A 24,573-nucleotide genomic window follows, 5' to 3' on the forward strand; every position below is an offset into this window, starting at 1 on the left:
CTACGAAGCAGTCACCCGGCAGACGAGTGGGCGGCTACGAGTGACCCAGATCGTCCGCGCCCTCGGCCGGGGCAGCCCCGACCGACCCCGCATCCGGCTCCAAGCGGAGCGGAAGCGCATCGACCAGGGTCTCGTCGATCACGGGCGCGGCCGGCCGCGGAGGCTTCGGCATGACCGCGGCCTCCGAATGGCCGCCGCAGCCGTACGACAGGGACACGACCCGCCCGTCGGCCGGCGAGAACTCGTTCGCGCACACGCCGAAGGCCTGGCCGAGGGAGCCGCCGATCGGGGAGAGGAACCCGCACGAGACACAGGTGGCCGGGGCCGCCTGCGCCATCGGGGTCTTCGCGCCGAAGGACTCCTCCCAGCGGTCGGCCGCGACGTGCAGGCCGTAGCGCGACAGGACGCGCGCCCGGCGCATGCCCAGCTCCTCCGCGACCGCCGCGATCGACCCGCGGGACGGCACGACGGGCAGATCGGAGACCGGCCCCTCGGTCACCTCGACGTCCTCGGCCTCGACCAGCTCGGCCATCTCCTCGGAGACCGGCGCGTTCGGCGGCGGCGCGTCCTCGCCGGAGTAGCCCGGCTCCAGACGGAGGTCGTCGGCCTCGGTGGGCAGAAGATCGCCGGGTCCCAGGTCGCCGGGGCGCAGCCGCTCGCTCCACGGCACCCACTCGGGGGCCAGCAGGGCGTCCGGGCCCGGCAGGAGCACCGTCTCGTCGAGGGTGACGTACTTGGCGCGCGAGGCCCGGGCCACGGTCACGGCCCAGCGCCAGCCGCGGTAGCCGAACTCCTTGCACTCGAAGAGGTGCGTGACGACGCGGTCGCCCTCGACCACCGTCTCGACGTGCTCGCCGACCACACCGGGCGCGGCGGCCTCCTCGGCCGCGGTCCGGGCGAGATCGACCGCCTCGGCGCACAGGCGGTCAGGGGTGCGGCTTCGCGTTGTCGCTGCGCTCACAGGTATCGCTTCTCTCCTACGCCGTCTCACGAGTGCGCCATCCTGTGTGCGGGAGCGCGGACGGAGCGGACCGGAGGGCCGCGTCGACGTCCGCACCCGACGTTCCGGGCGCACCTACGCCATCCATTCTGCGGGATGGCCGAGAGGCGCGCGGCCGATAACAACCGCCGCGGGCGCGCTACGCACGCTACCTCGTCCGGCGCCCCGCGCCCACACCGACGTACGAGCCGCACCTGACGCGAAAGCCGACCCGCGTACCCATATCGGCACTAGTACGCCCGTTCAAGGGGCACTATGACTGGGTGGCTACCGCAAGGTCGTCGTCCGGTTCGTCGCGTGCGACGGGAGCGTCGGCGTACGCACAGAGCGGTTCGGGCCCGGTGCGCGGGGCCGTCCGCTCGGTCGGGCGTGCCCTGCACCTGCCGTTCACGGGCACGGCGCGCGGTATCCGAAAAGTGACCCACGCGCACGGCGCGGGCGAGTCGGGCCTCGGAAAACTCATCGAACTCCACGCGGTGAACGGCGCCGGCGACGTCATGATCACCGTCGCCCTCGCCTCGACGGTCTTCTTCTCCGTGCCGACGGACGAGGCGCGCGGGCGGGTCGCCCTGTACCTGGCCATCACGATGGCGCCCTTCACCCTCCTCGCCCCGGTCATCGGCCCGCTCCTGGACCGGCTGCCGCACGGGCGGCGGGCCGCGATGGCCGGTTCGATGCTGGCCCGGGCGCTGCTCGCGCTGGTCCTGTCGGGCGCGGTGGTGAGCGGCGGCATCGAGCTGTACCCGGCCGCGCTCGGCGTCCTCGTCGCCTCCAAGGCGTACGGAGTCGTCCGCTCGGCGGTCGTGCCGCGGCTGCTCCCACCCCGCTTCTCCCTGGTCAAAGCCAATTCCCGGGTCACCCTGGGCGGTCTGCTCGCCACCGGGGCCGCCGCGCCGGTCGGCGCGGGCCTGCAGCTGCTCGGGCCGCGCTGGCCCCTCTACGGCGCCTTCGTGATCTTCATGGCGGGAATGTTCCTGTCGATCTCGCTGCCGCCCAAGGTCGACTCCGCCAAGGGCGAGAGCAAGGCCCTGCTCGCCGCCGACGAGGCGCATCTGCACGGCCCCGTGAAGAAGCAGCGCAGGCCCGGCCTGCGCACCGTGGGCACGGCGGTCACCCACGCCCTCGCCGCGAACGCCACGCTGCGCTGTCTGTCCGGGTTCCTGATCTTCTTCCTGGCGTTCCTGCTGCGGGAGCACCCGCTGACCGGGCAGAGCGCGGCCATGTCGCTCGGCCTGGTGGGCGTGTCGGCCGGGGCGGGGAACGCGCTGGGCACGGCCGTCGGGGCGTGGCTGAAGGCGCGGGCGCCCGAGGTCATCATCGTGACCGTGGTGGCCGTGGTGCTCGGCGCCGCGATCACCTCCGCGATCTTCTTCGGGGCGTTCATGACGGCGTGTCTCGCGGCGGTCGCCGGTTTCGCCCAGGCCCTGGCGAAGCTTTCGCTGGACGCGACGATCCAGCGGGACGTGCCGGAGGCCGTGCGGACGTCCGCGTTCGCCCGCTCGGAGACGCTGTTGCAGATGGCGTGGGTGGTGGGCGGTGCGATCGGGATCGCGCTGCCGTTGAACGGGACGTTGGGGCTTTCGGTGGCGGCGGGCATCGTGGCGGTGGGATGGGCGTCGACGGTGCGGGGTCTTCTCTGGGCCGCGCGTCGAGGGGGGCCCGCGCGCACGCGAGTGGCTTAGCGCCTGCCGGGTCTCCGTGCGGTGCCGGGTGCGGGTCCCGTCGTGGCTGGTCGCGCAGTTCCCCGCGCCCCTGAGATGCGCACTTCGTGCGCCATCTCAGGGCGGAGATGGCGCATCTCCTGATGGAGGCGCGGCGAAGCCGCAGGCCTCAGGGGCGCGGGGAACTGCGCGAGCAACCACCCACTCACCGTCAGCCGCCAACCGGGGACCGGGGACGCGAGGAACCGCGCGAGAAGCCCCGCCGGACCCGTACCCGGCAACGCGAGCGCAGCGCCCCGGCGCCCCGGCCACGCCGACGGACCACCCACCCCGAGACGTACCGGCGGCGCCCGATAGCCTTCGCCCATGACCTCCCAGCGTTTCGTAGTGCGCCACAGGCGCACCGTGGCCGCCGTCGGTGCCGTCGGCGCCGGACTGCTCGTCCTCTCCGCCTGCGACAAGCCGACCCCGCTGGCCACCGTCACGGTGGGCCGCGACACGGTGAACTCCGAGGCCTCCTGCTACAACGACGGCAAGGCGCTCAAGCCGACGTCGCTCGAGGGCTGCCTGAAGGACAAGGACGCCAAGTCCATCAAGGTCGACCCCGACGAGACGGTCCGCATCGGCGTCGACCCGGAGATCGCGGACAAGGGCTGGACGATCCTGATGAACGGTCAGCCGCTGACCGACTCCAGCAAGAAGACGTACCGCACGGTCCCGGGCAGCGTGTTCTTCAACCAGCAGTACGGCGCCACCGGCGGCTCCACCACCGTGACGATCCTGCAGGGCGGCGACTCCAAGGCGTACGGCCTGTGGTCGTTCAAGCTCAAGAAGGACTCCTGACGGACACCGGCACCCGCGTACTGATCGCCACCGCGGTCCCGGCCGAACGGGACGCGGTGGCGCGGGCACTGCCCGCCCACCCGGCGGTCGACGTCGTCGCCGTGGGCGTGGGCCCCGCGGCCGCCGCGGCCGGCACCGCCACGGCCCTCACCAAGGCCGAACTGACCGGCCGCCCGTACACACTGGTCGTCTCCGCCGGCATCGGCGGCGGTTTCGCCACCCCGCCCGGCATGGTCCTGATCGCCGACGCGATCACCGTGGCCGACCTCGGCGCCGAGACCCCCGAGGGCTTCCTGCCGGTCACCGAACTCGGCTTCGGCACCGTCACCCACCGTCCGCCGGCTTCCCTCGTACGAGACCTCGCCGCGGCCACCTCCGCCACCGTCGGCACCGTGCTCACCGTCTCCACGGTGACCGGCACCGCCGACCGCGCCGCGCTGCTCGCCCAGCGCCACCCCGGCGCCGTCGCCGAGGCGATGGAAGGATTCGGGGTCGCCGAGGCCGCCGCCGCGCACGACGTGCCCGTGGCCGAGATACGCGCCGTCTCCAACGCCGTCGGGCCCCGCGACCGCGCCGCCTGGCGCATCGGTGACGCGCTCGCCGCGCTCACCGACGCGTTCAGGAAGTCGGCGCCCGTACTGGAGAGTTGGAAGAACACATGACTGACACGACGCGCATCGCCTTCTCGCCCTGCCCGAACGACACCTTCGTCTTCGACGCCTGGGCCCACGGCCGCGTCCCCGGCGCCCCCGCGCTCGACGTGACCTTCGCGGACATCGACATCACCAACGGCGTCGCCGAGCGCCGCGAGGACGCGTACGACGTCCTCAAGGTCAGCTACGCGGTCCTGCCGTACGTCCTCGACGACTACGCGCTGCTGCCGTGCGGCGGCGCGCTGGGCCGCGGCTGCGGCCCGCTGGTCCTCACCCGGGAGCCGGGCGTGGACCTCTCCGACAAGCGGGTCGCGGTGCCGAGCGAGACCTCGACCGCGTACCTCCTGTTCCGCCTGTGGGCGGCGGACACGGTCCCCGGCGGCGGCGTCGGCGAGATCGTCGTCATGCCGTTCCACGAGATCATGCCCGCGGTGCGCGACGGGAAGATCGACGCCGGGCTCGTCATCCACGAGGCCCGCTTCACGTACCAGAACTACGGCCTGCACAAGCTGGCCGACATGGGCGAGCACTGGGAGGCCACGACCGGCCTGCCGATCCCGCTCGGCGCGATCATCGCGCGGCGCGATCTGGGCGCCGAGAAGCTGACGGCGTACGCGGAGGCCGTCCGCACCTCGGTCCGGATGGCCTGGGACGATCCGGAGGCCTCGCGCCCGTACGTCATGGCGCACGCCCAGGAGATGGACCCGGCCGTCGCCGACCAGCACATCGGGCTGTACGTCAACGAGTTCACCGCCGACCTCGGCGAGGACGGCTACGCGGCGATCCGGGGTCTGCTGACCCGGGCGGCGGCCGAGGGCCTGGTCCCGGCCCTCGCCCCGGACGCCCTCGCCTTCCCGTAGGACGGCGGCGGCTCAGACGTCCAGCTGATCGGCCACCGCGCGCAGCAGACCGGCGATCTTCGCGCCGGCGGCCTTGTCGGGGTAGCGGCCGCGCTCCAGCATCGGCGTGATGTTCTCCAGCAGCGTCGTCAAGTCCTGGACGATGGAAGCCAGTTCGTCCGGCTTGCGGCGCTGCGCCGCGGCGACGGACGGGGTCGGGTCGAGGATCGTGACGGAGAGCGCCTGGTCGCCGCGCTGGCCGGCGACCACCCCGAACTCGACGCGCTGGCCGGGCTTGAGGGCGTCGACACCAGCGGGAAGTACGGAGGAATGCACGAAGACGTCACCGCCGTCGTCGCGGGAGAGGAAGCCGAAGCCCTTCTCGCTGTTGAACCACTTGACCTTGCCGGTAGGCACGTGAAGTCCTCGTCCTCGTCACTGAAAGAAAACGCTCTGGATAGCAGTACAGCGGGTCGTGGTACGACCCGCCGCCCCCAAGACTATGGGTCCCGGGGCCGCTGACAAGACGTCGCCGAATTGTTCCTTCGGGCTGGGAACTACCCTGGCTGGGTGCGCGACAAAACCCAAGTCAATTCCCGGGCGACCGAGGCGGGGCCCGGCGACGGCCTCGTGAAAGCGGGCGGCATCGTCTTCATCGTGGGGGCGATCGCCACCCTCGTCACGGTGGCCCCGCTGTTTCTCGGCACCGACCCGTTCCCGCCGCTCGCCTATGCGGTCTGCATGCTGATGGGCGTCGGTTTTCTGCTGGCCGCGGCCGGCGTGGTCCGCGGCATCTCGGCTCAGCGCCGGGCGGCGCGCTCCACGTAGCTCTCCAGCCAGGCCGGGAACGCGGTCAGGTCCGGCAGCACCACGTCGGCGCCCGCCGCCTTCAGCTCGTCGGCGTCGCAGGGCCCGGTCGTGACGCCGACGGAGAACGCGTCCGCGGTGCGCGCGCCGCGGACGTCGCCGATGTGGTCGCCGACGTAGACGCTCGCGCCGTGCTCGCGCAGCGCCTCCGCCTTGCCCTCGGCCCACAGGTTGCCGACGACGACGTCCGCGTCGATGCCCAGGTGGTCGAGGTGGAGCTTCGCGTTCGGCTCGTACTTGGCGGTGACGACCATCGTGCGGCCGCCCGCGGCGCGCACGGCGGCCATCGCCTCGTGGACGCCCGGCATGGGCAGGGTGGGCTCGATGGCGTATGTGGGATACATCTCACGGTAGAGATCGGCCATCGCCGGGACCCGCTCCGGCGGGCACCAGTTGGCCAGCTCGTCGACGAGCGGCGGCCCCAGACGCGTGACGACCAGATCCGCGTCGACGTACAGGCCGGTCTGCTCGGACAGGGCCACCCAGGTCGCCCGGATACCGGGACGCGAGTCGATCAGCGTCATGTCGAGGTCGAAGCCGACGGTGGGTCCGGTGGGTCCAGGGCGATCGGTGTCTATGAGGGCAGCCATGGGGGCCATTGTGCCCCGGCATACGATGACCCCGCACAGCTCGCACTTAGCCAAGCCTTACCAAGCCCATGCATCGGAGCCCCATGCCTGTCAGACGCCGTGACGTCAGGGTCCTCGCGATCGTGGCCGCGGCCGTGGCGCTGGCCCTCGCGGTGCTGCTCAGCCTTGCGGTGGGCGCACGCGCGATCGCGCCGTCCGCCGTGTTCGACGCCCTGCTGCACGGCGGTCACAGCGACGCCGCCGAGGTGATCCGAGGTCTGCGGCTGCCGCGTACGGTCATCGGCCTGATGGTCGGCGCGGCCCTCGCGCTGGCCGGCACGGTCCTGCAGGGCATCACCCGCAACCCGATCGCCGACCCGGGCATCCTCGGCATCAGCCAGGGCGCGTCGGTCGGCGTGGTCCTCGCCCTCGCGTACCTGGGCATCCACACCCTCACCGGCTACGTGTGGTTCGCGTTCGCCGGGGCGGGCCTCGCCTCGGTCGCCGTCTACGCGATCGCGTCCAGCGGCAGAGGCGGCGCGACCCCCGTGAAGCTGGCCCTGGGCGGCGCCGCGATCAACGCGCTCCTGGTCTCGGTCACGACCGCGATCCTCACCACCAAGGCCTCGGCGCTCGACGAGTTCCGGTTCTGGCAGGTGGGTTCGCTCTCCGGCCGCGACGCGGACCTGGTCGGCCAGGTCTGGCCGTTCCTCCTCGTCGGCACGGTGCTGGTCCTCTCGGTGGCCCGCGGTCTGGACGCGCTGGCGCTCGGCGAGGACGTGGCGAAGGGCCTCGGGCAGCGGGTGGCGACGGTACGGATCGTCGGCGGCCTGGGCGCGACGGTCCTCACCGGGGTCGGCGTCGCCGCGGCCGGCCCGATCGCCTTCATCGGCCTGGCCGTCCCGCACATCGCCCGCGCCCTGGTCGGCTCGGACCACCGCTGGCTGCTGCCGATGGCGGCGCTCACGGGCCCGGTGATGCTGCTGGTCTCCGACACGGTCGGCCGGGTGGTCTTCCCGCCGAGCGAGGTGCCCGCGGGCGTGATGACGGCACTGATCGGCGTCCCGTTCCTCGTCACACTCGTCCGCAGGAAGGCGGTACCCGCATGAGCGCCACACTCACCCGTGTCCGCCCGTCCGGCTACACGCTCGTCCGCGCGGGCCGGGCCCGCTTCCTCCTGCACCGCAGGGCGGCGGCGGTGGCGGCGATCCTGACGATCGCGCTGGCCGCGAGCTGCGTGGCGTACCTGTGCGTGGGCGAGACGTTCACGAGCCCCGCCGAGGTCTTCAAGGTCCTCACGGGGCAGCCGTCGCCGGACGAACTCGTCGTGGGCACCCTCCGGGAGCCCCGCATGGTGGTCGGCCTGCTGGTCGGCGCGGCGTTCGGCGTGGCCGGGGCGCTCATCCAGACGGTGGCGCGCAACCCCCTGGCCAGCCCGGACATCATCGGCATCAGCCAGGGCGCGAGCGCGGTGACGGTGGCGGCGATGACGTTCGGCCTCACCTCGTACACGTTCCTCCCCTACGTCTCCGTGGCCGGCGGAGTCGTCGCCGCGGCCCTGGTCTACGTCTTCGCGTGGCGCGGCGGCCTGCACGCCACCCGCTTCGTCCTGATCGGCATCGGCTTCGCTATCGCCCTGCGCTCGATCACCACGCTGTTCATGACGAAGGGCGACTACCTGGTCGCCCAGCAGGCCCAGATCTGGATGACGGGCTCCCTCAACGGCCGCGGCTGGCCGGAGGCCCAGCCGCTCGCCTGGATCCTGCTGATCCTGGCCCCGTTCGTCGCCTGGGCGGCACGGGCGCAGCGCACGGTCACGATGGACGACGACACGGCGACGGCCCTCGGCATCCGGCTCGGCCGGGTGCGCCTGGGCCTGGTGGCACTCGGCGTGATCCTGGCGTCCGTGGCGACCGGGGCGGCGGGCCCGGTGGACTTCGTGGCGCTCCTTGCCCCCCAGATCGCCCGCCGTCTGACCCGCACGGCACAGATCCCGCTGCTCTGCTCGGCCCTCCTGGGGGCGGTGATCATCGTCGTGGCCGACCTCCTGGCGCGCCGCCTCTTCTCCCCCACGGAACTCCCGGTCGGCGTCCTCACGGCGGCCGTCGGCGCCCCGTACCTGATCTGGCTGATCGTCCGCAGCCGCACCGTCCGCCCTTCCGGAGGCACCGCATGAGCCGGCTCTCGGCCCGCGATCTGACGCTCGCCTACGAGGACCGCACCGTCGTGCACGACCTCGACCTGACGGTGCCCGACGGCCGCGTCACGGTCATCGTCGGCCCGAACGCCTGCGGCAAGTCGACGACCCTCCGGGCCCTCGGCCGCCTCCTCAAGCCGGCCGGCGGCTCGGTCCTCCTGGACGGCAAGGCCCTGACGGACCTGCCCACCAAGAAGATCGCCCAGCAGATCGGCCTGCTCCCCCAGTCGCCCACGGCCCCCGAGGCGATCACGGTCGCCGACCTCGTGTCACGCGGCCGCCAGCCCCACCAGAGCTGGTGGCAGCAGTGGTCGGACGCGGACGAGAAGGCGGTCACCGAGGCGATGCGCCGCACCGACGTCGCGACCCTCGCGGACCGCAACGTGGACGAGCTCTCGGGCGGCCAGCGCCAGCGCGTCTGGATCGCGATGGCCCTCGCCCAGGAGACGGACATCCTCCTCCTCGACGAGCCCACCACCTTCCTGGACATCTCGCACCAGGTCGAAGTCCTCGACCTGGTAAGGCAGTTGAACCACGACAAGGGCCGTACCATCGCCCTCGTCCTGCACGACCTGAACCAGGCGGCCCGCTACGCCGACCACCTGGTCGCCATGAAGGAGGGCCGCATCGTCGCCGAGGGAGCCCCGGCGGAGATCGTCACGGCGGATCTGGTCAAGGAGGTCTTCGGCCTGGACTGCGTAGTGGTCCCCGACCCGGTGACGGGTTCCCCCCTGGTGGTCCCGGGCCGCCCCTGGAGCGCCACGGGTTGAGGGTCAGCCGTTAGGTCGCCCCGCGCTGCACCCCAGCCCCGGGGCTCCGCTCCTCAATCGCCGGAGGGGCTTGATTGGTGCACTCGCGTACGAGACGGGAGGGGCCGGTCTGGGTATGTGCGCGCAGCACAGCTCACGCGGTGACGAAGCGCGAAGCAACCGGCGAGGCCATCAAGATGGCGAGCACGGACATGCCCAGGGCGGCCCCGCACCCACCCACACACCTGTCGGAGACAACGGAAAGCCGCCAACCGAAGCCCAGACGGCCACCCTCCCTTCAAAGCGCACCGCCCACGAACGCCCCCGCACCGAAAGGCAACACATGAGCGCCTCCCTCACCCGCCGCGGCCCCCTCGTAGGCACCCTCGCCCTGGCCCTGACCCTGACAGCGGCCTGCAGCTCCAACGACTCCGGCTCGCCCGATTCCGCCTCCAGCGCCGCAGGCACCGGTACGCACACCGTCAGAACCGCCATGGGCGACGTCAAGGTCAAGAACACCCCGAAGCGCGTGGTCGTCCTCGACACCGCCGAACTCGACTCGGCGATCACCCTCGGCGTCCACCCCGTGGGCGCCACCCGCGCCGGCGCCGAACAGTCCTTCCTCTCCTACCTCCCGAAGCCGCAGACCACCGGCATCACCGAGGTGGGCGAGATCGCGAACGCCAACCTGGAGAAGATCGCGGGCCTCAAGCCCGACCTCATCCTCAGTAACAAGGTCCGCGACGGCGGGCGTTACCAGCAGCTCAGCGCCATCGCCCCCACGGTCCTCACGGAGTCGACCGGCTACCCCTGGAAGCAGAACTTCCTCACCCACGCCGACGCCCTCGGCAAAAAGGCCGAGGCCAGGATCGTGATCAAGAAGTACGAGACGCACGCGGCGGCCGTCACGAAAGCACTCGGCGGAAAGACGAAGGCAGCCGCCACGGACGTGAACGTGGTCCGCTTCGTCGAGGGCGCCGACATCCGCATCTACGGCAAGCAGAACTACATCGGCACGATCCTGGCCGACGTCGGTCTGGGCCGCCCGGCGATCACCGACAAGGCCAAGGACGGGTTCTCGTACGACGTCAGCCCGGAACAGATCGACAAGGCGGACGCGGACGTCATCTTCACGTCGACGTACGGCAATCCGGGCAAGGCGAAGGTCACGCAGACCACGACGAGCGGCCTGTGGCGGGGACTCAGGGCGGTCAGGGACGACAGGGTGTTCCAGGTGGACGACGAGCTGTGGATCCAGGGCATCGGCTACACGGCGGCGAACAAGATCCTGGCGGAACTCCGGTCGGACCTGCCGAACTGACCCCGCACCGGCACCTCTGACCGGCACCTCTGACCGGCGCCCCTAACCGGCACGCGCACCGGCCCCCCGCACCACCGCACCTCACATGCGGCTGCGCTGCGATCGCCACACCAGATACAACGCGGAGGCGATCGCGGCACAGCGCAGCACCCACGGCCAGGTCTCCCCGAGCGCCCCGCTCATCCGCCCGTCGGGAATCGGCGCGCCCCAGCGCCCTTCCGTGCGTCCCCACAGCCAGACGATGCCGCCCACCACGGCGAGGCCCGGCAGACCGAACACGGCCCACTTCTTCTGCCCGATCGTCAGCCGCCGGGACAGATAGACGACGGCCCAGCCGATGAGCAGCGCGAGAACGTTGCCGAGAACGGCACCGGCGACGAGGGCGACGGCGGCGAGGAGCAGCAGGGGGTTGGTCCAGCCCGCGACAGGGGCGACCCGCGGCACGAACCGCCGCGCCCCCCGCCCCCGGCCCGCCTCGGCCTCGGCACCGCTCCCGTCACCCTCCGCGTCTCCCGCGCCCGCACCCGTACCCGCCCCCGCCTCACCAGGACCGGACGGCTTGCGCAGATCGGGCCCCCCGCCCCGCGAAGAGGACCGCGGGGGCGAGCCCGGCGGCGGCTTGAGGATGTCGGGGATCTCCACGCCGCCCACGAACCCCGGCACCGTGTCCGTGTCGGCGAGCGACCCCGCTCCTCCGGCACCGATCCGCCACCAGTCGTCCTCCCCGCCGGACGCCCCGAGTTCATCGGTCCCGGCGAGATGCGGCGGCGACGGCGCGCCGGAGTCGTCGCGGGCGGGCTCGTCACGGGCGGGATCGCGCCGGGGCCGCGGCACGATCCGCCGCAGCCCGCCGCCCTTGGGAGCGCGCTGCTCGGGCAACGGCCGGGTCAGCGGCGCCGCCGGGTCGGCGGCGGCCCCGCCCGCCCCGCCCTCTTGGGCCCCGCTGACTATCCGGTCGGGGCTGCCGAGCCGGTCCAGGATGCGGCGCACGGCGGCCGGGCTGTCGACGGTGACCCGGGCGCGGCGCCGGTCGATCTCGCCGCGCAGCTCCGTCACCAGCCGCATCCGGGTCGCCGACGGCAGCTGCCGCTGCTGGGCCAGGTCTCCGACCCGGCTCAGATAGTCGAAGACGAGCTGATCACTCTCGATCCCCACGAAGTCCCCTCCGGGGTGGCGCAGTTGACACCCCGACGGTACAGCGCCCCGGAGGGGCGCGGGGAACTGCGCGACCAGCCACGACAGAACGTCCACCCGGCAACGCACGGCGGCAGGCAGGACGGAAGCCGGAGAACGCCCGCTACCGTGGGTCAGATGAGCCCCAGCGAGCAGACCCCGGCGGCGGCCACCACGGCCCCCCGTTCCCTGGCGGAAGCCCTCCGCTCCCGGGACGACGCGTCCCTGGCCCGTCTCCTGCGGGCCCGCCCGGATCTGCTCGGCCCGGTTCCGAACGACCTGACCCAGCTGGCCACCCGGGCCGGCACGCGGGCCTCGGTGGTCCGCGCCCTGGACCGCTTGGACCGGTTCACGCAGCAGGTGGCGCAGGCGCTCTCGGTGGCCCCGGAACCGGCGACGTACGCGGCGCTGCTCGGTCTGCTGCCGGGCGAGGAGGCGGAGCGGGCGCTGCCGGGCGCCGTGGCGACGCTGCGCGAGCAGGCCCTGCTGTGGGGCGGGGACGACCAGCTCCGCCTCGTCCGTACGGCCCGCGAGCTGCTGGCGCCGGGACCGCAGCACCCGTCCCCCACGGGGCTGGGCCCGACGGTCGCCGAGGCCACGGCAGGGATCTCGCCGACCCGTCTGCAGGAGATCGTCGCCGCGGCCGGGCTGGCGTCGACGCACGACCCGGTGTCGGCGGTGGCGGCGCTCACGGAGCTGTTCACCACGCCCGCGCGCATGTCGGCGCTCCTCGACGAGGCGCCGGCCGAGTCCATCGACGTACTGAGCCGCCTGGTGTGGGGGCCGCCGTACGGGCAGGTGACGGCCCAGCCGGCGGCGCATCTGCGCTGGCTGCTCGACCGCGGACTGCTGCTGCCGACCGCGCCCGGCACGGTGGTGCTGCCGCGCGAGGCGGCGCTGCACCTGCGCGGCGGCCGGGCGCACCGCGAGCTGGAGCCCGTGGCGCCCGAGGTGCGGGAGAAGGCGCCGCACCGTCCACAGGTTGTGGACGCCGCGGCGGCGGCGCAGGCGTACACGGCGCTCGCGACGGTCGAGGAGCTGCTGAAGGACTGGGACGAGGGCGGGCCCGCGGTGCTGCGGGCGGGCGGCCTGAGCGTGCGGGACCTCAAGCGCACGGCGGCGGCCCTCGACACGACGGAGCCGCAGGCCGCCTTCTGGGTCGAACTCGCCTACGCCGCGGGCCTGCTGGCGTCGGACGGCGAGGCCGACGAGCGGTACGCGGCGACGCCCGCGTACGACGAGTGGCTGGAGCGGCCGCCGGCCGAGCGGTGGACGCGGCTCGCGGCGGCGTGGCTGGCGGCGACGCGCACGGCGGGCGTGGTCGGCGGCCGGGACAGCAAGGACCGGGCGCTGTCGGCGCTGGGCCCGCACCTGGACCGCTCGGCGGCGCCCGAGGTCCGCCACCGGGTCCTGACGCTGCTGTCGGACCTGCCGGAGGGCACGGCGCCCGACCCGGAGTCGGTCGTGGCCCGGCTGACCTGGGAGCGGCCCTCGCCCGCCGCCCGGGACCTGCGCACGCGGCTGGCCCGCTGGACCCTGTCCGAGGCGGAGTCGCTCGGGCTGACGGGCCGCGGGGCGCTGTCGGGGCACGGCCGCGCGCTGCTCACGGTGCAGGACCTGACGCCTGCCGAGCGCGCCGCGGCGACGCTGAAGGCGGAGAAGCTCATCGCCCCGCTGCTGCCGGAACCCCTGGACCACGTCCTGCTCCAGGCGGACCTGACGGCGGTGGCCCCCGGCCCCCTGGAGCGTCCGCTCGCGGACGCCCTGTCGGTGCTGGCCGACGTCGAGTCGAAGGGCGGCGCGACGGTGTACCGGTTCACGCCGGGCTCGGTGCGGCGCGCGCTCGACGCGGGCCGCACCGCGTCCGACCTGCACGCCTTCCTCACCCAGCACTCGCGCACGCCGGTCCCCCAGCCCCTGACCTACCTCATCGACGACGTGGCCCGCCGCCACGGCCATCTGCGGATCGGCGCGGCCTCCGCGTACGTCCGCTGCGACGACGACGCCCTGATGGGCGAGATCCTCGCGGACAGGCGGGCGGCGCCGCTGCGGCTTCGCCGGCTCGCGCCGACGGTCCTCGCGGCCCAGGTGGACCCGGGCACGCTCCTGGAGGGCCTGCGCTCGATGGGGTTCGCGCCGGCCGCGGAGACGCCCGAGGGCGATGTCCTGATCACCCGCGCCCATGCGCACCGCACCCCGCCGCGCACGGCTCCGGAGCCGGTCCCGGACGGGCCGCCGCTGCCCGACGGCACGCTCCTCGACGCCGCGATCCGGGCGATCCGGGCGGGCGACATGGCGGCGACGACCCCGCGCAGAACGGCGCCCGCCCACCCCGGCGGCGGCGAACTGCCCCGCACGGCGGCCGCCGAGACCCTCGCCACGATGCAGGCCGCGGTACTCACCGGCGACACCCTGTGGATCGGTTACGTGAACGCGGAGGGCGCCGCCAGCCAGCGCGTCATCGCCCCCATCCGCGTCGAGGGCGGCTTCGTGACGGCGTACGACCACACGGCCGACGAGGTGCGGACGTATCCGCTGCACCGGGTGACGGGCGTGGCGGAGCTCTCCGAGCAGTAGAGGAGCGGCGGACGCGACCTGAGTCACTCCGCGCACCGCGCGGCATGCGGCACACTGGACGTTTGGCCACACCGGGCCAGGGCCAGCAGAAAGGGTGCCGCGCGTGAACGGTCCACTCATCGTCCAGTCGGACAAGACCCTGCTCCTCGAGGTCGACCACGAGCAGGCCGACGACTGCCGCCGGGCGATCGCGCCGTTCGCCGAGCTGGAGCGGGCGCCGGAGCACATCCACACGTACCGGCTGACGCCGCTGGGCCTGTGGAACGCGCGGGCGGCCGGCCACGACGCGGAGCAGGTCGTGGACGCGCTCGTGCAGTACAGCCGCTACCCGGTGCCGCACGCGCTGCTGGTCGACATCGCCGAGACGATGGACCGCTACGGCCGGCTGACGCTGTCCAAGCACCCGGCGCACGGCCTGGTGCTGACGACCACGGACCGCCCGGTGCTGGAGGAGATCCTGCGCTCCAAGCGGGTGCAGCCGCTGGTCGGCGCCCGGATCGACGCGGACACCGTGGCCGTGCACCCCTCCGAGCGCGGCCAGATCAAGCAGACGCTGCTGAAGCTGGGCTGGCCGGCCGAGGACCTCGCCGGGTACGTCGACGGCGAGGCGCACCCGATCGAGCTGGCGGAGGACGGCTGGTCGCTGCGCCCGTACCAGAAGCAGGCCGTCGAGGGCTTCTGGCACGGCGGGTCCGGCGTCGTCGTGCTCCCCTGCGGCGCGGGCAAGACGCTCGTCGGCGCGGGCGCGATGGCACAGGCCAAGGCCACCACGCTGATCCTCGTCACGAACACGGTGTCGGCCCGGCAGTGGAAGCACGAGCTGGTGAAGCGGACGTCGCTGACCGAGGACGAGATCGGCGAGTACAGCGGTACGAAGAAGGAGATCCGCCCGGTCACCATCGCCACGTACCAGGTGCTGACGACGAAGCGGAAGGGTGTCTACCCGCACCTGGAGCTGTTCGACTCCCGGGACTGGGGCCTCGTCGTCTACGACGAGGTGCACCTGCTGCCCGCGCCGGTCTTCAAGTTCACCGCCGACCTGCAGGCGCGCCGCCGTCTCGGCCTGACCGCGACCCTGGTCCGGGAGGACGGCCGTGAGTCGGACGTCTTCTCGCTCATCGGCCCCAAGCGGTTCGACGCGCCGTGGAAGGAGATCGAGGCGCAGGGGTACATCGCCCCGGCGGACTGTGTCGAGGTCCGGGTCAATCTCACCGACTCCGAGCGGCTCGCGTACGCCACCGCCGAGGCCGAGGAGAAGTACCGCTTCTGCGCGACGACGGCGACGAAGCGCAAGGTCACCGAGGCGCTGGTGAAGAAGCACGCGGGTGAGCAGACCCTCGTCATCGGCCAGTACATCGACCAGCTCGACGAGCTGGGCGCCCATCTGGACGCCCCGGTCATCAAGGGCGAGACGACGAACGCGGTGCGCGAGAAGCTGTTCGACCAGTTCCGGGAGGGCGAGCTCTCCGTCCTCGTCGTGTCGAAGGTCGCGAACTTCTCCATCGACCTGCCGGAGGCGACGGTCGCCATCCAGGTCTCGGGCACGTTCGGCTCGCGGCAGGAGGAGGCGCAGCGCCTCGGCCGTGTCCTGCGCCCGAAGGCGGACGGGCACGAGGCCCGCTTCTACTCGGTCGTCGCCCGCGACACGATCGACCAGGACTTCGCGGCGCACCGCCAGCGGTTCCTGGCCGAGCAGGGCTACGCGTACCGGATCGTGGACGCGGACGAGCTGCTCGCCGAGGGCTGACGCAGCGCCACGCCGACGAGAGCCAGGCCGAGCAGCGGGTACGGGGACGCCAACGGCTGCTGCCACCAGGCGAGTTGCAGGTCCAGGTCGCCCTGGTGGGGCAGCAGCCACATGGTGCGGGCGGTGAAGAGCAGCGCGACGGCCGCGGTCGTACGTCGATGGCCCGCCGCCCACGTCAGCGCCAGCAGCGGGACGCACCACACCCAGTGGTGGGACCAGCTGATGGGTGAGACGAGGAGCGCGGTGAACGCGGTGAGGGCGATGCCGTGCGCCTCGGTGCGGGCGCGCGCGGCCGCGTACAGTCCGGCCAGCGCGACGACGGCCGCGGGGACGGCCCACAGCGCGCCGGGTTCGGTGGTGTGCAGCGCGCGGTCGATCAGGCCCTGCAGCGACTGGTTGTCGACGATCCACGCCTTGCCGACGCGCCCGGTCTCGTAGAGCCGCCGCGTCCAGAACTCCCAGCTGGCGTACGGGAGTACGAGCGCGCCCAGCGCCACGGTGCCGGCGCAGCCCGCCGCCGCGCAGGCCGCTTCGCGGCGGCGGCCGGTCAGCAGCAGGTACACGATGAAGACGGCCGGGGTGAGCTTGATGCCGGTCGCGATGCCGAGCGCGACGCCCTTGCCGCGGGCGCCGCTGCGCCGGGTCAGGTCCCACAGGACGAGGCACGCCAGGGCGAGGTTGATCTGCCCGAACAGGACGGTCTGGAAGACGGGTTCGAGCCAGAGCGCTCCGCTGGTGAGCAGGGCGGTCCCGGCCCGCGTCGTCTTCAGGCCCGCCAGGCGGCAGGAGAGGTGGACCAGGACGGCGATGAGCCCGAGGTTGCCGAGGAGGAAGGCGGCCTTGAGGGCGGGCAGGGGGAGCCAGGTGGCCGGGATGAAGAGGAGTGCGGCGAACGGGGGGTAGGTGGCGGGGAGTTGCCACGCCGTGACCGTGAACCCGTAGAGGTCGCGCCCGCCGTCCGCCGCGGCGGCGCCCTCGGCCCGGTAGACGAGGACGTCGGACATGGGGGCGTGCTGGGCGGCGCAGAGGGTGAGCAGGGCGATGACGGAGAGGCCGAGCAGAAGGGGGGCGGCGACTTTGCGCAAGCTCATGATCACGGTGAGCAACCATAAGTCAAGCCCCTCCGGCTGCTGAGGAGCGGGGTCCGGGCAGAACCCCGCGTCCTCGGCGCCGTTGCCGCTGGACTAGAAGCCCGCCCGGAAGCGGCGCAGGCGGAGACTGTTGCCGACCACGAACACCGACGAGAAGGCCATCGCCGCGCCCGCGATCATCGGGTTCAACAGCCCCGCCGCGGCGAGCGGGAGCGCCGCCACGTTGTAGGCGAACGCCCAGAACAGGTTGGACCGGATCGTGCCGAGCGTCCGGCGCGACAACCGGATCGCGTCGGCCGCCGACCGCAGGTCACCGCGGACGAGGGTGAGGTCACCGGCCTCGATCGCCGCATCCGTCCCCGTCCCCATCGCCAGCCCCAGATCGGCCTGCGCCAGCGCCGCCGCGTCGTTGACGCCGTCGCCGACCATGGCGACCGAACGCCCCTCGCCCTGGAGGCGCTTGACGACGTCGACCTTGTCCTGGGGCAGCACCTCGGCGACGACGTCGTCCGGCGCGATACCGACCTCCGCCGCGACGGAGCGGGCCACCGCCTCGTTGTCCCCGGTCAGCAGCACCGGGCGCAGGCCGAGCGCACGCAGCCGGCGGACCGCGTCGGGGCTGGTCTCCTTCACGGCGTCGGCGACCTCCAGGACGGCGCGGGCCTCGCCGTCCCAGGCCACGGCGATCGCCGTACGCCCGGCGGCCTCGGCCGCGGACTTGGCGCGGGCCAGCCCGGCGGGCAGGCGGATCTCCCAGTCGGCGAGCAGCTGTTCGCGGCCGGCCAGGACGGCGTGGCCGTCGACGATGCCCTGGACGCCGAGTCCGGGGATGTTCGTGAAGTCCTCGGGGGCGGGGAGCTCGCCCACCCGGGCCGCCGCACCGGCGGCCACGGCCTGTGCGATCGGGTGCTCGGAGGCATGCTCCAACGCGCCTGCCAGGCGCAGCACTTCGGCCTCCGAGGTGCCCTGCGCCGGGTGCGTGGCGAGGAGTGTCATCCGCCCTGTGGTCACGGTGCCGGTCTTGTCGAGGACGATCGTGTCGACCGCGCGGGTGCCCTCCAGGACCTCGGGGCCCTTGATGAGGATGCCGAGCTGGGCACCGCGGCCGGTGCCGACCATGAGCGCGGTGGGCGTCGCCAGGCCGAGCGCGCACGGGCAGGCGATGATCAGCACGGCGACGGCGGCGGTGAACGCGGCCGTCCAGCCCGCGCCGTTGCCGAGCCAGAAGCCGAGCGTGGCGACGGCCAGGGCGATGACGACCGGTACGAACACGGCGGAGATCCGGTCCGCGAGCCGCTGGGCCGCGGCCTTGCCGTTCTGCGCGTCCTCGACGAGCTTCGCCATCCGGGCGAGCTGGGTGTCGGCGCCGACCCGGGTGGCCTCGACGACGAGCCGCCCGCCGACGTTCAGCGTGGCCCCGGTGACGGTGTCGCCGACCGCGACCTCGACCGGCACGGACTCGCCGGTGAGCATGGAGGCGTCCACGGCGGACGACCCCTCGACGACCGCGCCGTCGGTGGCGATCTTCTCCCCCGGGCGGACGAGGAAGCGGTCGCCGGTCCTCAACTCGCTCACGGGGACGGTCTCTTCGCGGCGCCCGTCGCCCCGGAGGACGGTGACGTCCTTGGCGCCGAGCTCGAGCAGCGCCTTGAGCGCGGCGCCCGCCTTCCGCTTGGAGCGGGCCTCGAAGTAGCGGCCCGCGAGGATGAAGGCGGTGACGCCCGCCGCGGCCTCCAGATAGATGTTCCCGGCGCCGTCGCCGCGGGTGATGGTCAGCTCGAAGGGGTGCGTCATGCCGGGCTCGCCGGCCGTGCCGAAGAACAGCGCCCACAGCGACCACAGGAACGCCGCCGACGTACCGACCGAGATCAGGGTGTCCATCGTCGCGGCGCCGTGCCGCGCGTTCGTGACGGCCGCCTTGTGGAAGGGCCAGGCCGCGTACGTCACGACGGGCGCGGCCAGCGTGAGCGAGAGCCACTGCCAGTACGTGAACTGGAGGGCCGGGATCATCGCCATCGCGACGACGGGCGCGGCGAGGACGACCGCGGTGATCAGGCGCTGGCGCAGGGGACGCAGTTCGTCGCCGGCGCCGCCGTCGCCTTCGGGCGTGTCCTCCCGGGCGGGCGCGGGCTCCTGCGCCGTGTAACCGGTGGCCTCGACGGTCGCGATCAGGTCCGCGACCCCGACCCCTTGCGCGTACGAGACCTTCGCCTTCTCGGTCGCGTAGTTGACGGTCGCCTCGACGCCGTCCATCCGGTTCAGCTTCTTCTCGATGCGGGCGGCGCACGAGGCGCAGGTCATGCCGCCGATGGCGAGCTCCACCTGCGCGGGTGGGGCGACGGTCTGCGCCGGCATGGTGCCTCCTGAGTGACGGGTACCCGGGGCGGGTACCCCGTGATGTGATCCAGTTATACCCCTGGGGGGTATCAATCGCAAGGGCGGCAAAGACTTGACTTGATACCCCCCAGGGGTATCGTCGTGATGGCGGGAACGACGACCGCCCCGCCGACCCGAGGAGCCCGCCATGCACGCAGGACTGAAGATCGCCGCCTTCGCCGCCGCGGCCGCCGCCACGTTCGGGACCGCGTACGGGGTGGGTGCCGGGGTGGACCCCGTCGTCGCCGGGACCGAGAAGCGGCCGGCCGCACACGACGAGCACGGCGACGCCTCCGCCGCCCCGGCCGCGGACACCACCCCCGGCGGGCTCCAGGTCTCCGAGCGCGGCTACACGCTCGACCTGGAGCGGGACCGGCTCCGGGACCGGACCGGCGAGCTGCGCTTCACCATCCGTGAGGACAGCACCGGCAAGCCCGTGACCTCGTACAAGAAGGAGCACGGCAAGGAGCTGCACCTGATCGTCGCCTCGCGCGACCTGACCGCGTACCGGCATCTGCATCCGGTCCGCGGCGCCGACGGCACCTGGTCGACGCCCGTCTCGCTGCCGAAGGCGGGCGACTACCGGGTCTTCGCCGACTTCACGCCGCGCGGCGAGCAGGAGGGGCTCACGCTCGGCGCGGGCCTCGGGGTCGCCGGGCGGTACGCGCCGGCCCCGCTGCCCGGGCACGCGGAGACGGCACGGGTGGACGGCTACGAGGTCCGGGTCGAGGGCGGGCTGCGGCCGGGCGCGGCGAGCGAGCTGACCCTGAGCGTCCGCAGGAACGGCCGGCCGGTCACCGATCTGGAGCCGTACCTCGGCGCGTACGGGCACTTGGTCGCGCTGCGCTCCGGCGATCTCGCGTACCTTCACGTTCACCCGCACGACGGCAGGCCGGGGCCGGAGGTTTCCTTCACCGCGACGGCGCCGAGCGCGGGGACGTACCGGCTCTTCCTGGACTTCAAGCACGACGGGGTGGTCAGGACGGCTGCGTTCACGGTGCACGCGGCGTAGGCTGGGCAGGACATTGGACTAGACCTATCGCCGGGGCCCCGGGTAGGTCGTCGCGACAGGAGCCTCATGAGCAAGCGTGCAGTCCTGGAGGTGATCGCCCTCGACACCGTGGACGCGATCGCCGCTCAGGCCGGGGGTGCGGACCGCCTGGAGCTGGTCACCGACATGGCGGCGGACGGGCTGACGCCGTCGGTGGAGACGTTCGCGGCGATCCGCGCCGCCGTGGGGATCCGGCTGCGCGTGATGCTCCGCCTCGCGGACGGCTTCTCGGCGGGCGACTCCGCGCAGGTGGACGCTCTGGTGGCGGCCGCGCGGGAGCTGCGGGCCGCGGGTGCGGACGAGTTCGTGCTCGGGTTCCTGGACGAGCACGGCGGGCCGGACCTCGCCGCCGTCGAGCGGCTCGTGGCGGAGCTGGACGGATGCCGGTGGACGTTCCACCGGGCCGTCGACCGGGCCGCGGACCGGGACGCTCTGCGCAAGCAGCTGGCGGATCTGCCGGGGCTCGACACGTATCTGACGGCGGGCTCCGCGGAGGGGGTCGACGCGGGCCTCGACGTCCTCGTGGCCGAGGCCGCGCGGACGGTGGCCCGGGAGCCGGGGTACGAGCAGCAGATCCTGGTCGGCGGCGGGCTCCGCCTGGAGCATGTGCCGGGGCTGCGGGCCGCCGGGGTCTCGGCGTTCCACATCGGCGGGGCGTCGCGTCCCGACGGGTGGGACGGGCCGGTTTCCGCGGACGCGGTACGGGTGTGGCGCGAGGCCCTGGACGCCTGACGCGTCCGGCACCTCGTTCGTCGGGGCTGCACCCCTGGCGCCGCGCCGGGCGACCCTTGTGAGCTTGGTCAACTCTCCGCTTCTTGCAGTGAGTTGAGGTAGGCGTCCAGGTGGCCCGACGCGTGGAGCATCAGGCGGGTGCGGGTCGTGAGGGTCCGGGATCGGGTGTCCAGGGCCGCGCGGAGCGCCTCGCTGTCGCCGGTCGTGCGCAGCTCGTCGAGGACCGGGGCGATCTGCGCGAACAGATAGTGGCTCGCCCGCAGCGTGTGGACGATGCGGGCGTCGCGGACCTCGGCGGGGCCGAACAGGCGGTACCCGGTGGCGTGCTGACGGCGGGGCCGGAGCAGGCCCGCCGCCTCCCACACACGCAGCGCCGACGTCCGTACGCCGACGAGCCGCGCCACGTCACCGATCCGCAGATCGTCCGGCACGCCGCGGGGTCCGCCGTCGCCCGCCAGCACCGCCAGCGCCTCCCGCGTCGCCGCCAGCGCGCGCCGCTGCTCGTGCGCGGCCGCGTGCGCCGCGTCCACCGCGGCCAGCGCGCCCGGCTCGTCACCGGCCCGCACCGCCCGCATCACGTCCTGCGCGACGGCGCCCCCGTACCCCGCCGCGAGCGCGCGATAGGTGAGCAGGGCCCTGCGGTGCACGTCCCCGAAGACGCGATAGCCGGATTCCGTGCGCGGCACGTCCGGGAGCACGCCCAGGTCCTCGTAATTGCGGATCTGCTGGGTGGAGACACCGGCGAGGCGGGCCAGGTCGACCGTGCGGAGCCGTGCCACGACGTACCTATCGGGCCGACGGCGCGAGCTGCTCCGGCAGCGGTGTCGTATGCACCACCACCAGGCCCGACACCGCCCGGGTCAGCGCGACGTACAGCCGGCGCAGGCCGGTCCGTTCGTCCGGCTCGCCGTTCACCACCGCGGCCGGCTCGTCGAGGACCACGTAGTCGTACTCCAGGCCCTTCGCCAGCGACGCCGGCACCAGGGTGAGCCGCGACTCGGCCGTGGTCTCCTCGCCCGGGGCGAGGTACGTGAGGCCGGCCGCCGTCAGCTGCGCCGCCAGTTCGCCGCACCGCGCGTCCGCCGCGATCAGACCCACCGAGCCCTCGTTCTCCAGCGCCAGCACGCACGCGGCGACGACATCCGCCGGCCTCGACCCGGCCCGCACCTCGAACGCCCCGGGGTTCTCCCGCACGGACCGCACCGGGGCGAGCCCGGGCGCGATGGACGGCAGCAGCCGCGACGCGTACGTGATGACGTCCGTCGGCACGCGGAAACCGGCCGTCAGCTCCTCCACCACGGCGTCCGGCTTGCCGAGATGGGCCAGCGCCTCGTGCCAGCTGCGCGTCGCCCACGGCGTCGTGCCCTGCGCGAGGTCCCCGAGCACGGTCACGGAACCGGTCGTCGCGCGCCGCCCCACCGCCCGGTACTGCATCGGCGACAGGTCCTGCGCCTCGTCGAGGACGACGTGTCCGAGCGAGTGCGTCCGCGCGACGAGATCCGCCGCCTCGTCGATCAGCACGGCGTCCGCGACGGACCACTTGGCCGACTTCACGCTGCGCGCCGGCTTCGCCCACAGCACGGCCTTCTGCTCCTGCTCGTCGAGCAGCCCCTCCGCGTGCTCCGCGAGGAAGTCCGCGTCGGACAGCAGCCGCAGCACCAGCTTGGCCGGGTCGACGGCCGGCCAGACCGCCTTGACCACCGCCTTCACCGCGGCATTGCGCGCGACCGCGTCCTGCACCCGGTCGTCCGGGGCCTCGCCCGCCCGCTCCATCTGGACGAGCACGGCGTGCGCGATGCGCTGCGGCAGGGCGTCGCGCGCGGCCCCGTACCGCATGTCGCGCTCCGTCAACTCCCGCACGATGTCTTCCAGTTCGTACGAGGCGACGCGCCAGCGGCGGGACCCGCGCACCACCACGACGCCCTCCGTCGGCGGGGTGATGTGCGAGCGCAGCGCCCGCCGCACCACCTCGGCCATCCGGGCGTCGCCCTTGACCAGGGCGGCCTCGGCGCTGTCGGTGCCGCGCACCTCCACCAGCGCGACGAGGTCCTCGACCGTCGCCTGCTTGACCTCCAACTCACCGAGCGCGGGCAGCACTTGCTCGATGTAGTGCAGGAACGACTTGTTGGGCCCGATGACGAGCGTGCCCGTGCGGGCGAGCCGCTCGCGGTGCGCGTAGAGGAGGTACGCGACCCGGTGCAGGCCGACGGCGGTCTTCCCGGTGCCGGGCCCGCCCTGCACGCACACCGACCCGGCGAGGCCGCTGCGCACGATCTCGTCCTGCTCGGGCTGGATGGTGGCGACGATGTCGCGCATCGGGCCGACGCGCGGCCGCTCGATCTCCTGCTGGAGCAGCTTGCTGGTCCGCTCGGCCTCGGCCGGGTCGGACAGGTGCTCGTCCTCGTACGCGGTGAGCTCGCCGCCGGTGTAACCGAACCGGCGGCGCAGCGCGACGTCCAGCGGGTCCTTCTTCGAGGCCCGGTAGAAAGGCTGGGACACCGGTGCGCGCCAGTCGATGACCATCGGGTCGCCGTCGGCGTCGTGCACGTGCCGCCGCCCGATGTAGAACCGCTCGCCGTCGGCGCCCTCGGCGAGGTCGACGCCCGGCGCGCGCAGGTAGTCGAGCCGGCCGAAGAACAGCGGCGTGTGGCTGAGGTCGGCGAGCGCCTTGATCCGCTCGTCGATCTGGCGCTGCAGCACCTCGGCGTTGACCCAGTTGGCGGTGACGTCGCGGATGTCGAGCGCCTGCGCGTCCTCGCGCATGGCGCGCAGCGCGGCCCGGGACGAGACGAGGTGTGCGCGCTCGCGGTCGAGCGGTGACGTCGAGGGTGCGGGCGTGGGCGACGTTGACGGGCTCACGGGGTAGTGCCTCCGGCTCCAGGTACGCGTACGCGACGGGGTCCGGCCGGTTTCCGACCGGTCGGCGGCGCTCCGGCTTCAGCGATCACGGCGAAGGGAGGCGGGCAGGACGCGCGAGTGTACGGGACAGACGCGTGCCCGTGCCAACGGATTCTCCGCGCCGGGGGCGCCCACCGGGGACGCCTAAGGGTCGGGGTCCCTCCTGAGTCGTACGCGGATTACTCCCCGGGGCCGATGTGCACGTATCGCCCGAATCGCATCCTGGAGG

The 24,573-nt window shown here is 73.3% G+C and carries 21 protein-coding genes; 13 read left to right on the forward strand and 8 right to left on the reverse strand.

Annotation, left to right across the window (positions count from 1 at the left end; genetic code table 11):
- Window positions 1-34: 34 nt before the first annotated feature.
- Window positions 35-961: a DUF3027 domain-containing protein gene (locus ACVHNB_RS38330; RefSeq protein ID WP_456226940.1), complete on the reverse strand. Its 927-nt coding sequence runs from the start codon at window positions 959-961 to the stop codon at window positions 35-37.
- Between the two features lie 380 nt (window positions 962-1,341).
- On the opposite strand from ACVHNB_RS38330, the gene ACVHNB_RS38335 reads away from it, so the two are divergent.
- From ACVHNB_RS38335 to ACVHNB_RS38350, 4 genes are all read left to right on the forward strand, one after another.
- A complete protein-coding gene (locus ACVHNB_RS38335) occupies window positions 1,342-2,682 on the forward strand; it encodes an MFS transporter (protein ID WP_428957632.1) in 1,341 nt (446 codons plus the stop codon).
- A gap of 345 nt (window positions 2,683-3,027) precedes the next feature.
- Window positions 3,028-3,504, forward strand: a complete 477-nt coding sequence (locus ACVHNB_RS38340) for a DUF2771 domain-containing protein (RefSeq protein WP_428953983.1) — start codon at window positions 3,028-3,030, stop codon at window positions 3,502-3,504.
- Window positions 3,474-4,166: a futalosine hydrolase gene (locus tag ACVHNB_RS38345; RefSeq protein WP_456226941.1), complete on the forward strand. Its 693-nt coding sequence runs from the start codon at window positions 3,474-3,476 to the stop codon at window positions 4,164-4,166. The genes ACVHNB_RS38340 and ACVHNB_RS38345 overlap by 31 nt, the downstream gene beginning before the upstream one ends.
- Window positions 4,163-5,017: a 1,4-dihydroxy-6-naphthoate synthase gene (locus tag ACVHNB_RS38350; protein ID WP_428953981.1), complete on the forward strand. Its 855-nt coding sequence runs from the start codon at window positions 4,163-4,165 to the stop codon at window positions 5,015-5,017. Before ACVHNB_RS38345 ends, ACVHNB_RS38350 begins: the two co-directional genes overlap by 4 nt.
- A gap of 12 nt (window positions 5,018-5,029) precedes the next feature.
- Here the strand turns inward: ACVHNB_RS38350 and ACVHNB_RS38355 are convergent, their stop codons facing one another.
- The gene (locus ACVHNB_RS38355; protein ID WP_338697769.1) at window positions 5,030-5,413 is read right to left on the reverse strand and encodes a cold-shock protein; all 384 of its coding nucleotides are present in this window, start codon (window positions 5,411-5,413) and stop codon (window positions 5,030-5,032) included.
- 153 nt (window positions 5,414-5,566) lie between these two features.
- Between ACVHNB_RS38355 and ACVHNB_RS38360 the strand changes: the two genes are divergently transcribed.
- Complete coding sequence (locus ACVHNB_RS38360; RefSeq protein WP_428953980.1) at window positions 5,567-5,824, forward strand: hypothetical protein; 258 nt, start codon at window positions 5,567-5,569, stop codon at window positions 5,822-5,824.
- Here the strand turns inward: ACVHNB_RS38360 and ACVHNB_RS38365 are convergent.
- Complete coding sequence (locus tag ACVHNB_RS38365; RefSeq protein ID WP_428953979.1) at window positions 5,797-6,462, reverse strand: HAD family hydrolase; 666 nt, start codon at window positions 6,460-6,462, stop codon at window positions 5,797-5,799. The genes ACVHNB_RS38360 and ACVHNB_RS38365 overlap by 28 nt on opposite strands.
- A 74-nt stretch (window positions 6,463-6,536) precedes the next feature.
- Here ACVHNB_RS38365 and ACVHNB_RS38370 point away from each other — a divergent pair, with 74 nt between their 5' ends.
- The 4 genes from ACVHNB_RS38370 (at window position 6,537) to ACVHNB_RS38385 (ending at window position 10,699) form a co-directional block, all read left to right on the forward strand.
- Window positions 6,537-7,541, forward strand: coding sequence for a FecCD family ABC transporter permease (locus tag ACVHNB_RS38370; protein ID WP_456226942.1), 1,005 nt, complete (start codon window positions 6,537-6,539; stop codon window positions 7,539-7,541).
- Window positions 7,538-8,608, forward strand: a complete 1,071-nt coding sequence (locus ACVHNB_RS38375; RefSeq protein ID WP_456226943.1) for a FecCD family ABC transporter permease — start codon at window positions 7,538-7,540, stop codon at window positions 8,606-8,608. Before ACVHNB_RS38370 ends, ACVHNB_RS38375 begins: the two co-directional genes overlap by 4 nt.
- Window positions 8,605-9,399: an ABC transporter ATP-binding protein gene (locus tag ACVHNB_RS38380; protein WP_428953976.1), complete on the forward strand. Its 795-nt coding sequence runs from the start codon at window positions 8,605-8,607 to the stop codon at window positions 9,397-9,399. The genes ACVHNB_RS38375 and ACVHNB_RS38380 overlap by 4 nt, the downstream gene beginning before the upstream one ends.
- Before the next feature lie 322 nt (window positions 9,400-9,721).
- Window positions 9,722-10,699 (forward strand): ABC transporter substrate-binding protein, encoded by a 978-nt coding sequence (locus ACVHNB_RS38385; protein WP_456226944.1) that lies wholly within the window; start codon window positions 9,722-9,724, stop codon window positions 10,697-10,699.
- 81 nt (window positions 10,700-10,780) lie between these two features.
- Here ACVHNB_RS38385 and ACVHNB_RS38390 read toward each other — a convergent pair whose 3' ends face one another.
- A complete protein-coding gene (locus tag ACVHNB_RS38390) occupies window positions 10,781-11,854 on the reverse strand; it encodes a hypothetical protein (RefSeq protein ID WP_428953974.1) in 1,074 nt (357 codons plus the stop codon).
- Between the two features lie 156 nt (window positions 11,855-12,010).
- On the opposite strand from ACVHNB_RS38390, the gene ACVHNB_RS38395 reads away from it, so the two are divergent.
- Window positions 12,011-14,449, forward strand: coding sequence for a helicase-associated domain-containing protein (locus tag ACVHNB_RS38395; RefSeq protein ID WP_456226945.1), 2,439 nt, complete (start codon window positions 12,011-12,013; stop codon window positions 14,447-14,449).
- A gap of 103 nt (window positions 14,450-14,552) precedes the next feature.
- Window positions 14,553-16,196 carry a DNA repair helicase XPB gene (locus ACVHNB_RS38400; protein ID WP_456226946.1) on the forward strand — a complete coding sequence of 548 codons (1,644 nt, stop codon included), beginning with the start codon at window positions 14,553-14,555 and terminating at the stop codon, window positions 16,194-16,196.
- Here ACVHNB_RS38400 and ACVHNB_RS38405 read toward each other — a convergent pair.
- Both ACVHNB_RS38405 and ACVHNB_RS38410 read right to left on the reverse strand, forming a co-directional pair.
- Entirely contained in the window at window positions 16,148-17,287 is a 1,140-nt protein-coding gene (locus ACVHNB_RS38405) for a glycosyltransferase 87 family protein (RefSeq protein WP_456226947.1), read from the reverse strand. The genes ACVHNB_RS38400 and ACVHNB_RS38405 overlap by 49 nt on opposite strands.
- 93 nt (window positions 17,288-17,380) lie before the next feature.
- Complete coding sequence (locus ACVHNB_RS38410; protein ID WP_456226948.1) at window positions 17,381-19,642, reverse strand: heavy metal translocating P-type ATPase; 2,262 nt, start codon at window positions 19,640-19,642, stop codon at window positions 17,381-17,383.
- A 169-nt stretch (window positions 19,643-19,811) separates the two neighbouring features.
- Between ACVHNB_RS38410 and ACVHNB_RS38415 the strand changes: the two genes are divergently transcribed.
- Both ACVHNB_RS38415 and ACVHNB_RS38420 read left to right on the forward strand, forming a co-directional pair.
- Window positions 19,812-20,675, forward strand: a complete 864-nt coding sequence (locus ACVHNB_RS38415) for a hypothetical protein (protein WP_456226949.1) — start codon at window positions 19,812-19,814, stop codon at window positions 20,673-20,675.
- Between the two features lie 66 nt (window positions 20,676-20,741).
- Entirely contained in the window at window positions 20,742-21,446 is a 705-nt protein-coding gene (locus tag ACVHNB_RS38420; protein WP_428953968.1) for a copper homeostasis protein CutC, read from the forward strand.
- 68 nt (window positions 21,447-21,514) lie between these two features.
- On the opposite strand, the gene ACVHNB_RS38425 is transcribed toward ACVHNB_RS38420, so the two are convergent.
- Both ACVHNB_RS38425 and ACVHNB_RS38430 read right to left on the reverse strand, forming a co-directional pair.
- Window positions 21,515-22,225: a MerR family DNA-binding transcriptional regulator gene (locus ACVHNB_RS38425; protein WP_456226950.1), complete on the reverse strand. Its 711-nt coding sequence runs from the start codon at window positions 22,223-22,225 to the stop codon at window positions 21,515-21,517.
- Between the two features lie 7 nt (window positions 22,226-22,232).
- Window positions 22,233-24,209, reverse strand: a complete 1,977-nt coding sequence (locus ACVHNB_RS38430; protein WP_456228997.1) for a HelD family protein — start codon at window positions 24,207-24,209, stop codon at window positions 22,233-22,235.
- Window positions 24,210-24,573 lie beyond the last annotated feature (364 nt).

Source organism: Streptomyces sp. YJ-C3, from assembly GCF_053891275.1.

Coding starts and splice junctions, on each gene's coding strand:
- ACVHNB_RS38340 (WP_428953983.1), top strand. CDS start 3,028: ATGACCTCCCAGCGTTTCGTAGTGCGCCACAGGCGCACCGTGGCCGCC.
- ACVHNB_RS38350 (WP_428953981.1), top strand. CDS start 4,163: ATGACTGACACGACGCGCATCGCCTTCTCGCCCTGCCCGAACGACACC.
- ACVHNB_RS38365 (WP_428953979.1), bottom strand. CDS start 6,462: ATGGCCCCCATGGCTGCCCTCATAGACACCGATCGCCCTGGACCCACC.
- ACVHNB_RS38370 (WP_456226942.1), top strand. CDS start 6,537: ATGCCTGTCAGACGCCGTGACGTCAGGGTCCTCGCGATCGTGGCCGCG.
- ACVHNB_RS38375 (WP_456226943.1), top strand. CDS start 7,538: ATGAGCGCCACACTCACCCGTGTCCGCCCGTCCGGCTACACGCTCGTC.
- ACVHNB_RS38380 (WP_428953976.1), top strand. CDS start 8,605: ATGAGCCGGCTCTCGGCCCGCGATCTGACGCTCGCCTACGAGGACCGC.
- ACVHNB_RS38385 (WP_456226944.1), top strand. CDS start 9,722: ATGAGCGCCTCCCTCACCCGCCGCGGCCCCCTCGTAGGCACCCTCGCC.
- ACVHNB_RS38395 (WP_456226945.1), top strand. CDS start 12,011: ATGAGCCCCAGCGAGCAGACCCCGGCGGCGGCCACCACGGCCCCCCGT.
- ACVHNB_RS38405 (WP_456226947.1), bottom strand. CDS start 17,287: ATGAGCTTGCGCAAAGTCGCCGCCCCCCTTCTGCTCGGCCTCTCCGTC.
- ACVHNB_RS38410 (WP_456226948.1), bottom strand. CDS start 19,642: ATGCCGGCGCAGACCGTCGCCCCACCCGCGCAGGTGGAGCTCGCCATC.
- ACVHNB_RS38415 (WP_456226949.1), top strand. CDS start 19,812: ATGCACGCAGGACTGAAGATCGCCGCCTTCGCCGCCGCGGCCGCCGCC.
- ACVHNB_RS38420 (WP_428953968.1), top strand. CDS start 20,742: ATGAGCAAGCGTGCAGTCCTGGAGGTGATCGCCCTCGACACCGTGGAC.
- ACVHNB_RS38430 (WP_456228997.1), bottom strand. CDS start 24,209: ATGCGCGAGGACGCGCAGGCGCTCGACATCCGCGACGTCACCGCCAAC.